Source organism: Rubneribacter badeniensis (assembly GCF_002899695.1).
Taxonomy (GTDB): domain Bacteria; phylum Actinomycetota; class Coriobacteriia; order Coriobacteriales; family Eggerthellaceae; genus Rubneribacter; species Rubneribacter badeniensis.
In genome coordinates this window covers 1-12,630 of sequence record NZ_PPEL01000088.1, presented here as the reverse complement: position 1 = coordinate 12,630, position 12,630 = coordinate 1, and the positions used below count along the sequence as shown (strand labels likewise).

Genomic DNA, 12,630 nt, shown 5'->3' with positions numbered 1-12,630 from the left:
TCGGCCGCCTCGGTCAGGCTGAACCCCGCCGCGACGGCCTCCACGGCGAGCTCCCTGGTCTCCAACGGGTACATGCGGACTCCAATCCGGACACCGGAGTGTCCAACTTTTTGTCCGCACCCCCTTTGAAGCTTAAAGGGGACTCGAAAACGACTCCTGCGGCCCTTTCAGCGCTGTGCGAGCGAGCTACGGTAATATTTGGAGAAAAATTTTCAAATCCATTACCGTAGCGATACGTGGGTTCTCTTTTGGGTTGAATGTGGTTGAATGTCGGGTTGAATGGCTGAATGTCGCGACACGGCGATGCAGCCTGCACTTGCGCTGACATTCAGCCGTGCGAATATCGTGCGAGAACGAAACATCCCCTACCTGCCCCTTTGCGCGCAGGGTTCATTCGCGAGCTGTTCTGCGCCGAGGCCGAGCTTCCTGTCATGGGGTTTGACGGGATTACGGCGCAGCGGCCAAGCAATGTTCCGGCGGCGGTAGGCTATGCGCGTCCCATGCGGAGACTCTCCCGGGGTCAGGGGGAGGAAGTTGCGTGGTTTCATTCTGGTGGGGGTATAATGCTTGACGGTGCATATTCCGGTTGTATGGGCGCGTTGGGCGCGATAGGAAGGGAAGGCTATGTCGGAGATGATCTCGCTCGAGGAGGCGCGCGCGCTCGTGCTGTCGCACGTTCGCCCGCTGCCGGTGGAGACGGTGCCCGTGCTGGAGGCCGTGGGACGCGTGGCCGCGGCCGATCTGGCAAGCGACATCGACATCGCCCCGTTCGCCCATTCGGCCATGGACGGGTTCGCGGTGCGCGCGTCCGAGCTAGCCGAGGCGTCGCCGGAGTCTCCCGTGGAACTGGACGTCATCGCCGAGGTGGCGGCGGGCGACGTGTTCGAGGGCGTCATCGGGGCCGGCCAGTGCGTGCGCATCATGACGGGAGCGCCGCTGCCCGCCGATGCGGACGCCGTGGTGAAGTACGAGGTGGTGAACGCGGTGTCGGGCGACGGCAAACCCGGCAGCCGCGTGGCGTTTCGCGCGCCCGCGGACGCGCGCGCGAACGTGCGCGAAGCGGGCGAGGAGGCGCGCGCGGGCGAGGTGGTGGTCGGGCGCGGCGAGGTCGTCGGCACGGCCGGCGTGGGCTTTCTCGCAAGCTGCGGCATCACGGAGATGCCGACGTACCGCCGCCCGCGCGTGGCGGTGATCGCCATCGGATCGGAGCTGGTCGCTCCCACTGAGGTACCCGCACCCGGCAAGATCCGCAACTCGAACAGCTACGCGTTGGCTGCCTGCGCGCAGGCAGCAGGTGCCGTGCCCGTCGTTCTGCCCATCGTGGAGGACACGCACGAGGCGCTTGCCGCCGCCGTGCGCGACGCGGCGGCGTCGTACGACTTCGTGGTGACGAGCGGCGGCGCATCCAACGGCGACTTCGACTTCATCAAGCCGGTCGTCGAAGAGCTGGGGCAGCTGCTCATGACCACGGTGAACATGCGTCCGGGCAAGGCCCAGACGTTCGGCCTCGTGGACGGCACGCCCGTGTTCGGCCTTCCCGGCAACCCGGCGGCGGCTTACGTGGGCTTCGAGATGATCGTCCGTCCGGCGCTGCGCAAGATGCAGGGCTTCTCGCGCTTCGAGCGGCCCGTCGTGAAGGCGCGCCTGTCGACCGACGCGAAGAAGAGGGACCCCCGCCGCATCTTCTTGCGCTCGACGCTTTCCAAAGACGAGGCGGGCGACTATGTGGTGACGCCGGCGAAGAACCAAAGCTCGGGGCTGTTCGGCCCCATCCAGCGCAGCAACTGCATGGCCATCCTGCCGGAGGGTTTGGAATCGCGTACGGCGGGTTCCGTGGTGGAGTGCGTGCTGCTCGACGTGTCCGAGGAAATCGTACTGTAGGAGGGTCGTATGTCCGAGAATCCCATCACCTTCGCCATCGTCACGTGCTCCGACACGCGCGGCATGAAAGAGGACACGGCGGGCGCGGCGCTCGAAGCGCTCATCGCCGAGAACGGCTGGGAGTGCAAAAGCCATGTGGTGGTGCCCGACGAGCGGCCGTTCATCGCGTCGGCCATCGTGCGCGCATGCGACGAGGCCGACGTGGACGTGGTGCTGACCTGCGGCGGCAGCGGGCTTTCGCTGCGCGACGTGGCACCCGAAGCCACGATGGACGCATGCGAGCGCAACGTGCCCGGCATCGCCGAGGCCATGCGCGCGCACTCGCTGACCATCACCCCCTACGCGATGCTCTCGCGCGCCGTGTGCATGCAGCGGGGGCGCCACCTCGTGATCAACCTGCCGGGAAGCGAGAAGGCCGCACGCGAGAACTGGGACGGTGTCGTGGCCGCGCTGCCGCATGCTGTCAAGATGATGGCCGGCGGCGGGCACTGAGGCTTCGGAAGAGGCCTTTCCGGAGGAGTCGGAAGGGGCGACTGGGGCTGCGATAGGGCGGGATGCCGCATGGCGTGTGCCGTGCGACATGTGGCGCATACTGCGCGCCGTGCGGGAAAATGGCGCGAAAATGGCCACGGAACCGCGTTCTGGCACGGATCGCGGCCCTGTCGGCCCCCTTTCGCCGCCAAGCCTCGCCGAAACCCCAGGTCGCGCAAATCGACCAGGCAGACGCGCCCCGATCTCGGGCCGATTCCGTGCCAGAACGCGGTTCCGTGGCCATTTTCGGCGCTCGCGCGTGCACGGAGCCCTGGAACGAACGGGCGCAAGGAAAACCGCGCCGGGTTAGGACCGTCGATCGGCGATATGCCGCCTCGTGGGTTTTCCGAGAAGCGCCGAGCGAGCCGTGAGGCAGGGCCGCTAGAATCCCACGGTCATGTGGAGATGGTAGAAGCCGATGCGCGTGACGAAGACGGCGAGCAGCGCGAGGATGCTTGCGGTGATGCGCAGGACGATCACGAGGCGCTCGGGCTGCGTGCGTCGAATCGACCAGGCAGCCGCCGCTGCTCCGAGCACGCCGAGCGCGCAATGCGCGATGACAGCCGCTTCGTAATGCGGCACGAGCGAGGCGGCCGTGAACTCGTTGTTCGCAATGCCTCCGAGGCTTTCCGCGTGCATTCCCAAAACGATGGCACCTGCGGCGAGCGCGCCGAACGAGACGATGGCAAGCGCTGCCTCCAGTCCGCGCGATCGGACGCGCGCCGCACCCAGGCATAGCAGCCCCAGCACAGGCCCCGCCAAGAGCGCCCCCAGGACAAGGTTCGCCGGCGTGAACGGGGTGTCCCAGGTGGGCACGGTGCGCACCGCGTATGCGAGGGACGTGCAGACGGCGAGCATGCATCCCGCGCCGATGCCGAGCAAAAGCCAGAGCCGTGCGAGCGCGTCGGGGAACCGCTCTTTGAAAGACGCCATCCAGTACGATCCTGCGAGGAACAGAAACGCAACGGCGGCCAACACCTCGTTTGAGAGCGGCGAGCGCCCGACGCCCGAGAACACGTGCAGCGCGTTGGCGGGCGTGCCGAGGTGCGTGGCCGAGGCGATGAACCCAACGAGCGCAATGGAGAACGGAAGCGCCACCATGCGGTCGAGCCGCACGGCGGCTTCGCGACCGGGGACGCCAAGCCGTGCGAGCGCAAGCGCGATGAACGCCACCACGCCGGCCGGGGCGAGCGTGGTGAACAGCGCGAGCGAGAACGCGTCGAATCCGCTCGTCATAAGCCGATCTCCCCCCGGTTGACGATGCGTCCTCCGCCGTCCTCGGCTGCGAGCGCAGCGGGAGAGGGCAGGATGTAGAGGTTCGGGCTGGTCGCGCTTTCGTCCGGCAGCGGCATGATGGAGCGCACGGCATCGGGGTGGCGCTCGTGCAGCTCGAAGGCCGCGCCGAAGTCGAGAGCGCGCAACGGGCACGCCTCCACGCAGATGGGCCGCGCGCCTTGCGCCACGCGGTCGCGGCATCCGTCGCATTTGCTGGAGCGCTTGAGCCGTGCGTCGATGCGCGGCGCGTGGTAGGGACAGGCCATGGTGCAGTATCCGCAGCCGATGCACTTGCCCGCGTCGGGCCACACCAAATCCAGCTCGTCTTTGTGCATGGCGCCGGTGGGGCATACCTGCGCGCATGCGGGGCTGTTGCAGTGATTGCACGCAAGTGAGATGTGGTAGGCAAACACGTTGTGGGCGAAGACGCCGCCTTCGCCGTCTTGCTGCGACCATGAGCCGCCTTCGTAGTCGATCACCATGCGAAACGCGTCGCCCGTGCCGTGGTCGCGGTAGTCCTTGCAGGCAAGGACGCAGGTACGGCATCCGGTGCAGCGCGTGTTGTCGAAGAAGAATCCCCGTGGCATGGCATCGCTTTCGTGATGGTGGCAGGGTGCATTGTAGCGCATTGAGAGAGGTCGGAGCGTCCTGTTCTCAAAGCGCTCCGCGGTTTCGCGGCCTCGCGAGGGGCGCGCAAGCCGGAGGAGGGCTTTCGCGAAGCCGCCGCTCGCTTTCCCGCCGTCGTGCGCCCCTTTCTTTGCGAGGGCTCATGGCGGCGGGGCCGCGTCGGGCGCGTGAGCCCCCGACGCGGCGCGACGGTGCGGCACGGCCTACGCGGCCGGAACCCCCGTCACCTCTTTTCCGTTGGCGATGGCACCGGTCGCATCGCCGGGCTCCTTCGCGGCGGGGCAGGGCAGGATGGCGATGGAGGGCGTTGTCTCGTCGGGCGAGGGCATCGGCGCGATGCCGGCCACCGTGCCCTCGTGGGCGGCGCGCAGCTCTTCGATGTCGCCGAACTCGAGGGCGCGCAGCGGGCACGCCTCCACGCAGATGGGCTTCAGCCCTGCGCTCACGCGCTCGGCGCAGCCGTCGCACTTCACGCCCTTCTTCGCCTCCTCGTCGAGGACGGGCACGTTGTAGGGGCACGTCTCCACGCATGCGCCCACGCCCGTGCACTTCTCCTCGTCGATGAGCACGAGTCCCGTGTCGGTGTCTTTGGAGATGGCGCCCGACGGGCACTTGGCCATGCAAGCGGGCATCGCGCAGTGCTGGCAGCCCAGCGATACGTGGTAGGCGAACGCGTCGGACGTGTACGTGCCGTCGCCGGCGTCGGTCCAGGCGCCCCCTTCGTAATCGTAGACGTGGCGGTAGGCGATGGTTTGCGGCAGGTTCTTGTAGTCCTTGCACGCCATCTCGCAGGTGCGGCAGCCCGTGCAGCGCGTGCTGTCGAAGTAGAATCCGTACTGGGTCATGTCGTCTTCCCCCTTTTAAGCCTTCGTGACCTGGGCGATGATGGAATGCGCCGGGCCGTTGCCCTTCGCGAGCGGCGTGGGCTTGTACGTGGTGAGCGTGTTCACGCACGCGCCCGTGTCCACGCGGTCGCCGTCCATGTCGGCGTTGTGCCACGCGCCCTGCGGGATGCCGATGGTGCCGGGGACGATGCGCGGCGTCACCTTCGCTTCGATGCGGATCTCGCCGGCGGGGCTTTTCACGGCCACCGTGTCGCCGTCGGCGATGCCGCGCGGCTCGGCGTCGAGCGGGTTCATCCACAGCTGCTGGCGTGCCACCTGCTCAAGCTCCTCGATGAAGCCGAACGACGAGTGCGTGCGGCTCTTGTGGTGGAAGCCCGCGCAGTACAGCGGGTACTCGTCGGTTACGCTGCCGTACCCTTGGAAGCCCGGCGTGAACACGGGGATGGGGTTGATGACCTCGTCGTCTTCCAACTCCCATGTGGCGGCGATGTCGGCCAGCTGTTCGGAGTAGATCTCGATCTTGCCGGACGGGGTTCCAAGCGGGTTCTTTGCGGGATCGGTGCGGAACGCTTCGAGCCCGATGACCGGATCGAGGGTGCGCTTGTACACGCCCTGCTCGCGGATCTCGTCCCAGCTGGGCATGTCGCCGTCGGCTTCCGCGCCGGCTTCGTAGAGCTCTTGGATCCATTGCTCTTGCGTCTTGCCTTCGGTGAAGGCGTCCTTCATACCGAACTTGTCGGCGATGTCCGCGCACACATCGTAGCTGGAGCGGCACTCGCCAGGCGGCTCCTGAGCCGGACCGCCCACCACGACGGCCGTGTAGTACTCGGTGTAACCTTGCGTCTGCATGTTCAGCTGTTCGGAGCGCATGGCGTCGGGAAGCAGGATGTCGGCGTATTTGGCCGAGTCGGTCATCACGGTGTCCCACACCAAGATGAACTCGCATTTGTTTTCGTCGGTCAGCACGTCGTGGGTGTAGTTGATATCGCCGTGCTGGTTCGTCAGGCAGTTGCCCGCGTAGTTCCAGATGAGCTTGATGTCGCTCGAAAGCTTGTCGGCGCCGCTGATGCCGGCGTTGGTGGCGGTCATCTCGTGGCCGTGATCGACGGCGTTCACCCATTGGTACACGGGGATGGCCGTCTTCACCGGGTTCTCGAACGGAAGGCCGCCGACGAGGCTGACGGACGGGCATGCCTCGCGCTGTCCGGTGTTCGTGCCCGGAAGGCCGATCTTGCCGATGAGGATGGGCAGCATGCAGATGGCGCGGCAGGTGTCCTCGCCGTTGGTGTGACGCTGCGGCCCCCAGCCCTGCGCGATGAACGGGGCCTCGGCTGCTGCGATCTCGTCTGCGAGCGCGCGGATGGTGTCGGCGGGAATCTGCGTGATGGGGGCGGCCCATTCGGGGGTCTTCTCCACCATGTCGTAGCCCTCGCCCATGAGGTAGGCGCGATAGGACTTGTTCTGCCCCTTGGCGCTCTCGGGCATCGTCTCCTCGTCGTAGCCCACGCAATAGGTGTGCAGGAATTCGAGGTCGATTTGGTCGTTCACCACCCATTCGTGCGCGATGGCGCTTGCCAGGGCGGCATCGGTGCCGGGGCGGATGGGCAGCCACTCGTCGGGATGACCTGAAGAGCTCTCGTTGAGGCGGTAGTCGATGTTGACGATGCGTCCGCCGCGCTTCGTGACGGCCTCGCGCACGCGGGCGAAGTCCCACACCGCGTTCGCGCCGCCCATGCGGGTTTCGGCGGGGCTGTTACCGAACATCACCACGAGGTCGGAGGCGCGCTCGGCCTCCGAGAACGAGGAGGCGTTCAAGGCGTCGTAGGGGCCGAAGACGCTGCCCTTCTCCTTGTCATTGCCGTACATGAACGGCATGGCGGCCGACAGCATGTTCGTCGAGTAATCGTATGCCTGGTTGACGTAGCCTCCCAGCATTCCCAGCAGACGCAGCCCAGGCTGCTTGCCCGTGCACGAGTACATGCCGGTGGCGTAGTTCACGTAGATGGCCTCGTTGCCGTACGTGTCGATGACGCGCTTGAGCTCGCTGGCGATGGTGTCGATGGCCTCGTCCCAGCTGATCTCCTCGAACTTGCCCTCGCCGCGCTTGCCAACGCGCTTCATGGGCTTCGTCAGGCGGTCGGGATGGTTGATCCAGCGGCGCATGGAGCGGCCGCGCAGGCAGGCGCGGGCCTGCAGGGCGTCGTCGCCGGTGTTGTCGGACTCCATGTAGACGATCTTGCCATCGCGGCTGTGCCACTGGAAGACGCAGTTTCCGCCGCAGTTCACATTGCACTGGCTCCAGGCGATCTGGTCGGCGGGCGCGTCGGCTGCGCCGTTCGCGCTGTCTTTCTGGCTTTGCGGCGCGCATCCGTAGAGCGCGGAGCCGGACGCCCCGGCAAGCGCAAGTCCTGCGAGCGACCCTTTGACGAACGTGCGGCGCGACAGCGCCGATTCGCGTGCGGTCATGGTTCCCTCCTTTGGTTCGGTTGTTCCTCTCGCCATGATCAAAACTATCGGAATTGCGCGGCCGGCGAATCACACCGTGCATGTGATTTAAGGGAAAAACCCCAGGTCGATCCTTTGGCTTCAATGAAAACCTGCTCGGTTCGCCATTGTGGGTATGCTACCATGCTGCCAATGCGACGGCAGAGGGGGTGAGAGCGGGATGACGCAGACGGGCGCGCGCACGCACGTGTCGAGTTGGGGCTATGCGTGCTTTCTCACGGTGAACGCCACGTCCATCTGGGGCGGCGTGTTCCCGTTTCTGCCGCTTGAGTTCCAAACCGCGGAGGTCACGCTCACGTTCTTCTTGGCCCAGGCGCTTGCGTTCGGCGGGACGTTCGTGGCGAGCATGCTGGGGGCGTATCTGTTTCCGCATGGCGCGCGGCGCATGCTCGTGTCGCTGAGCGCGCTGCTCGTGTTCGGCGGATCGGCATGCCTCATCGCGGCCATGTACGTGGCGACGGCGGCGCTTGCGCTGGTGGCGGGCGGCGGCGTGCTTTTAGGCACGGGAAGCGCGGGTTTGTTCATGCTGTGGCAGCGTTACTTCGCGTCGCTTCCTCCGGCTGCGGGCAACCTGAGGCTTGCCGTGGGCACGGCCATCGCGCCGCTCATCTACTTCGGGCTGTATCTCGTCCCCATCGCGTTGACGGCCTTTCTCGTGCCGCTCGTGTTCGTGCCGCTGTGCGGCTTGTGCATCGCGTTGTCGGTGCGCGAGATGCAGGTGGACCAGCCCATGTTCGAGGATGTGCCGCGCCAGCATCCGCGCGTGTACCGCCAGGTGGTGGCCGACTACTGGCGCAGCGCGCTGTGCGTGGGGTCGCTCGCGTTCGCAAGCGGCGTGATTCGCGGTATCGCGGTCTTGCACGAGGAGATCGCCGCGGTGGTGAACGGCGCTTCCATGGTGGGTTCGTTCGCATCGGCGGTGGTGCTTTTGGTGCTGTGGCATCGTATGAGCTTCCGCTTCGGGCTGACATCGGTGTTTCGCGTGGTGTATCCGCTGGTCGTCACCGGATTTCTGCTGCTGCCGTTTCTGGGGGCGGGCTACCTCAACCTGTTCGCCGGCTTCACGTATCTGGTGTTCTCGCTCGTGCAGATGCTTATGATGATGCAGTGCGCGCAGGTGTCGCGCGACCGCGGCATCAACCCCGTGTTCATCTACGGATTCTTCGGCGGCGTGGCTTACCTCATGCAGAGCGTGGGCTTTCTGTTGGGCTGGACGAGCGAGTTCGTGTCGGCGGATGGGCGCGAGTGGTTGTTCTTCGTGGCCATGGTGTCGAGCTGGGTGCTCGGCCTCACGTTGCTTGCGGCCACGGGCACGTTGTTCAAGCCGCTTGCGTCGAAAGGGGCGACGTCGGTCGATCCCATCGAGTTCTTGCCGTCTGCGGTGGGGGCGGGCGGGGCCGCCGCGTCCGCGAGGCCCGCGCCGAAACGGCGGCGCAACCGCCCGTCGGCCTCCGAAGATGCCGGAGCCATTCGTGACCGCACGTCCAAGCAGTGCCGCCGGCTGCAGGAGGAGTACGGGCTGTCGTCGCGCGAGACGGAGGTCATGGAGCTCATCGCACGCGGAAACAGCATGGCGAGCATCGCCGAGCGCCTGGTCATCAGCGAGAACACCGTGCGCACCCATGCGAAGCACATCTACACGAAGCTCGACATCCACAAGCGCCAGGAGCTGCTCGATATGCTGAGCGAGTGAGGCGGGGCTTCGCGGCGTGCGGTGTGAGGCGCGCGGCGCATGTCGTACGTCGTGCGGTGTGCAGCGTGCGGTGTGCGGATGGGAGGCGATTCCCCGGATGGTCGGGTCGGAAGCGGGGTGGATCCAGTCGCGACGGGGAGGGGCTTCGCGGCGTGCGCCGTACGGCATGCGGCGCATACCGTGCGTCGTGCGGGAAAACGGCGCGAAAATGGCCACGGAACCGCGTTCTGGCACGGAACCGGTCCGAAATCGGGGCGCGACCGCCCGGTCGATTTGCGCGACCTGGGGTTTCGGCGAGGCTTGGCGGCGAAAGGGGGCCGGCAGGGCCGCGATCCGTGCCAGAACGCGGTTCCGTGGCCATTTTCGGCACTCGCGCGTGCATGAAGGGGCGAGGTTCCGCGTTCGAGGGCAAGAAGGTTGTTCGACGTTCGTCGCTCGCGCGCGTGCGAAAGGGCGAGGAGCCGCTTTTGGGGCTGGGAGGCGCAATCGGACGTCGGGATCGGACGCTTGAAGGTCTTCCGTGCCGACCGGCCGGGCGGTCGCCGCTTTTGCCTGCCCAAGGCGCCGCTGACGCGCGTCGGCGTGCGCGGCAGGGCGCATGCCGAGCGCTTGCGGGATGCGAATCGTCGCAGGTCTGCCGCGGCCACCCTCTTTTCCGCATGCGCGCTGTGCGCGGAGCGCGTCCCGGCGCTGCGGGGCGCGCCCGAGTGCTATACTGATGCGCGTTCCAACAGGAAAGGCGCACAGCATGACGGCACAAGAGCTCCCCAACGGATTCACCGGTTTCTCGCAGCGCAAGCCCGAGGGCTTCGTCTCGGCGCGCGACGCGATGGGCGGACACCCGCCGCTGGACGGCCCCGGCGCGTTCGGCGCACGACCGCGTGCGACGACGGCGGTTCCCAGCGCCTACGAGGCCGGCGCTGCTGCGTTCGGCAATGGGGCGCAGGGCGCGTTCCAGTATGCGCGCGATCATGCGCGTCCCGAGGGCGGCGCCGCGCAGTTCGATCCCGAAAAGCTGCGCATGATCTCGGCCGCCGACCGCCGTTGGGCGTGGACGGAGGTCGATCTGAACGCCATCCGCCACAACGTGGCGTCCATTCGCCAGCGCATCGAGAGCGGCGTGCGGATCATGGCCGTGGTGAAGGCCGACGCGTACGGCCACGGTGCGGTGCGCGTTGCCAAGACTGCGCTCAACTCCGGGGCCGACTACCTGGGCGTCGCCACTGTCGACGAGGCCATTCAGTTGCGCGAGGGCCTGGTGAACGCTCCCATCCTCGTGCTGTCGCAGCCTCCGGCTGCTTCCATTCCCCTGCTTTTAGCCTACAAAGTGATGCCGAGCGTCTACACGCCCGATTTCGCCATCCAATACGCCGAGACGGCAGATTCGTTCGGGTTGCGCGCGCCATATCATCTGGCGGTGAACACGGGCATGAACCGCATCGGCGTGCGCCACGACGAGGTGGTGGAGTTCATGGGCCAGGTGAGCTTCCATCGCGCCCTCGACCTCGTGGGCACGTTCACCCACTTCGCCACGGCAGACAGCGCCGAGACGCTGGACTTCCAGATTCAGGCGAAGCGCTTCATCGAGGCCGTCACGGCGCTGCGGGCGGCTGGTTTCGATCCCGGCATCGTGCATGCGTCCAACACCGCCGCCGCCATCCGCTATCCGGATGTGCACTTCGACATGGTGCGCCTTGGCATCGGGATGTACGGCTTGCAGCCCTCGTCTGTGACGAGGCCGCTTGTCGACCTGCGGCCCGCCATGAGCGTGCATGCGCGCATCACCGACGTGCGCACTGTGCCCATGAGCGAGGGTGTGAGCTACGGCATGAACTACCGCAGTCCCGGCAGCGTGAAGATATGCACCGTGCCCGTGGGTTACGCCGATGGGCTGCGCCGCGGGCTGTCGGGCCGGACGGACGTCATCTTGAAGGGCCAGCGGTGCCGTCAGGTGGGCAGCATCTGCATGGATCAGTGCATGTTCGAGGTTGATCTGCGCGTGTACGGCACGCGGCGGCGGCTCGATCCGCAGATCGGCGACGAAGTGCTGCTCGTGGGGCGCGACGGCGACGCCATGATCACGCTCGACGACATGGCGAGCGCGCTGGGAACCATCAACTACGAGCTGGCGATCGGATTCTCGCACCGGATGCCCCGGCTGTACGTGTAGGTCGCACGAAGGAGGAGGCTGGACATGCCGAAACCGCATATCCCCTTGGAGGAGATCCGCGCGCAGGTGGAGGGGTGCCGCCGGTGCCCGCTGGCCGACGGGCGCACGCAGACCGTGTTCGGGGTGGGCAATCCCTCCGCGCGCGTGCTAATCGTGGGCGAGGCGCCTGGGAAGAACGAGGACTTGCAGGGCGAGCCGTTCGTGGGGGCGGCGGGCAAGTACCTCAACGAGCTTTTGGCCATCGCGGGGTTGCGCCGCGAAGACGTGTTCATCGCGAACGTGCTGAAGTGCCGGTCTCCGGGAAACCGCGATCCGCGCCCCGAGGAGATAGAGCTGTGCACGCCGTATCTGCGCGAGCAGACGCGCACCATCGACCCGGAGTTCATCGTGACGCTGGGGAACTTCTCCACGAAGTTCATCCTGAAGACCGAGATCGGCATCACGCGGCTGCACGGCACCTTGCAGCGCGCAGGGCGCTTCAAGGTGTTCCCCATCTTCCATCCGGCCGCCGCGCTCTACGACGGCTCCAAGCGCGAGGCGTTGGAGAACGACTTCGCCACGCTCGGCCAGCCTCTGCGGGAAAGCGACGCTGCGGCGGCGAGCGCGCAGACGGGTGGTGCGGCTGCGGCTCCGGCGGGCCCGGGAACCGTTGGCGCGTCTGCGACCCCGGCGGGCGCGGGTGCCGGTGCGGCGCAGACGGAGCCTCGGCCCGATCCCGCTTCGCACGTTGAGCAGCCGCATCTGCTGTAGGGGCCGGTTGCAACCGTGCCGAGGGTGACGGGGACGTGAGAGCGTGATGGGGGCGTGACAGGGGGACGGGGATGATGTCACATTCCCGAAAGACTTACGATGCTTTATCGCTCTTCGGAATGTGACATCATCCCCGCCCTCTGTCACGCCACTGCATCGCGGGGCTGCCGATCTGTCGGCTTTCCGCAGGACTCGCTAACGAAAGGTTTCTTTCGTTAGCGAGTCCTTTGGGGGTGCGGACGTTTTTCCGGACGGCCTAGGCGGCCAGCCCCAGCCGCCTCCTGCGGCCGGCTATCGTATCGTACACCTTGCGCCCTCCCTCGTCGAACGCCTTCAGCCTCCCCTCCCGGTAC

The 12,630-nt window shown here is 66.7% G+C and carries 9 protein-coding genes; 5 read left to right on the top strand and 4 right to left on the bottom strand.

The annotated features are described in order from the left end of the window. Window positions 1-624: 624 nt before the first annotated feature. Both C2L80_RS11415 and C2L80_RS11410 read left to right on the top strand, forming a co-directional pair. A complete protein-coding gene (locus C2L80_RS11415; RefSeq protein WP_087195558.1) occupies window positions 625-1,881 on the top strand; it encodes a molybdopterin molybdotransferase MoeA in 1,257 nt (418 codons plus the stop codon). A gap of 9 nt (window positions 1,882-1,890) precedes the next feature. Continuing rightward, window positions 1,891-2,373: a MogA/MoaB family molybdenum cofactor biosynthesis protein gene (locus tag C2L80_RS11410; RefSeq protein ID WP_087195559.1), complete on the top strand. Its 483-nt coding sequence runs from the start codon at window positions 1,891-1,893 to the stop codon at window positions 2,371-2,373. A gap of 420 nt (window positions 2,374-2,793) precedes the next feature. On the opposite strand, the gene C2L80_RS11405 is transcribed toward C2L80_RS11410, so the two are convergent. The 4 genes from C2L80_RS11405 to C2L80_RS11390 form a co-directional block, all read right to left on the bottom strand. After that, the gene (locus C2L80_RS11405) at window positions 2,794-3,648 is read right to left on the bottom strand and encodes a dimethyl sulfoxide reductase anchor subunit family protein (protein WP_087195560.1); all 855 of its coding nucleotides are present in this window, start codon (window positions 3,646-3,648) and stop codon (window positions 2,794-2,796) included. Continuing rightward, window positions 3,645-4,274 carry a 4Fe-4S dicluster domain-containing protein gene (locus tag C2L80_RS11400; protein ID WP_087195561.1) on the bottom strand — a complete coding sequence of 210 codons (630 nt, stop codon included), beginning with the start codon at window positions 4,272-4,274 and terminating at the stop codon, window positions 3,645-3,647. The genes C2L80_RS11405 and C2L80_RS11400 overlap by 4 nt, the downstream gene beginning before the upstream one ends. Window positions 4,275-4,517: 243 nt before the next feature. Further along, the gene (locus C2L80_RS11395; protein WP_087195562.1) at window positions 4,518-5,159 is read right to left on the bottom strand and encodes a 4Fe-4S dicluster domain-containing protein; all 642 of its coding nucleotides are present in this window, start codon (window positions 5,157-5,159) and stop codon (window positions 4,518-4,520) included. A gap of 15 nt (window positions 5,160-5,174) precedes the next feature. Then, window positions 5,175-7,625 carry a DMSO/selenate family reductase complex A subunit gene (locus tag C2L80_RS11390; RefSeq protein ID WP_087195563.1) on the bottom strand — a complete coding sequence of 817 codons (2,451 nt, stop codon included), beginning with the start codon at window positions 7,623-7,625 and terminating at the stop codon, window positions 5,175-5,177. 199 nt (window positions 7,626-7,824) lie between these two features. Between C2L80_RS11390 and C2L80_RS11385 the strand changes: the two genes are divergently transcribed. From C2L80_RS11385 to C2L80_RS11375, 3 genes are all read left to right on the top strand, one after another. After that, window positions 7,825-9,357, top strand: coding sequence for a helix-turn-helix transcriptional regulator (locus C2L80_RS11385; RefSeq protein ID WP_087195564.1), 1,533 nt, complete (start codon window positions 7,825-7,827; stop codon window positions 9,355-9,357). 748 nt (window positions 9,358-10,105) lie between these two features. Next, complete coding sequence (alr, locus tag C2L80_RS11380; protein WP_103263234.1) at window positions 10,106-11,527, top strand: alanine racemase; 1,422 nt, start codon at window positions 10,106-10,108, stop codon at window positions 11,525-11,527. Window positions 11,528-11,551: 24 nt separating this feature from the next. Continuing rightward, on the top strand, window positions 11,552-12,277 hold the full coding sequence (locus C2L80_RS11375; RefSeq protein ID WP_239938951.1) for a uracil-DNA glycosylase: 726 nt from the start codon (window positions 11,552-11,554) through the stop codon (window positions 12,275-12,277). The last annotated feature ends 353 nt before the right edge of the window (window positions 12,278-12,630 follow it).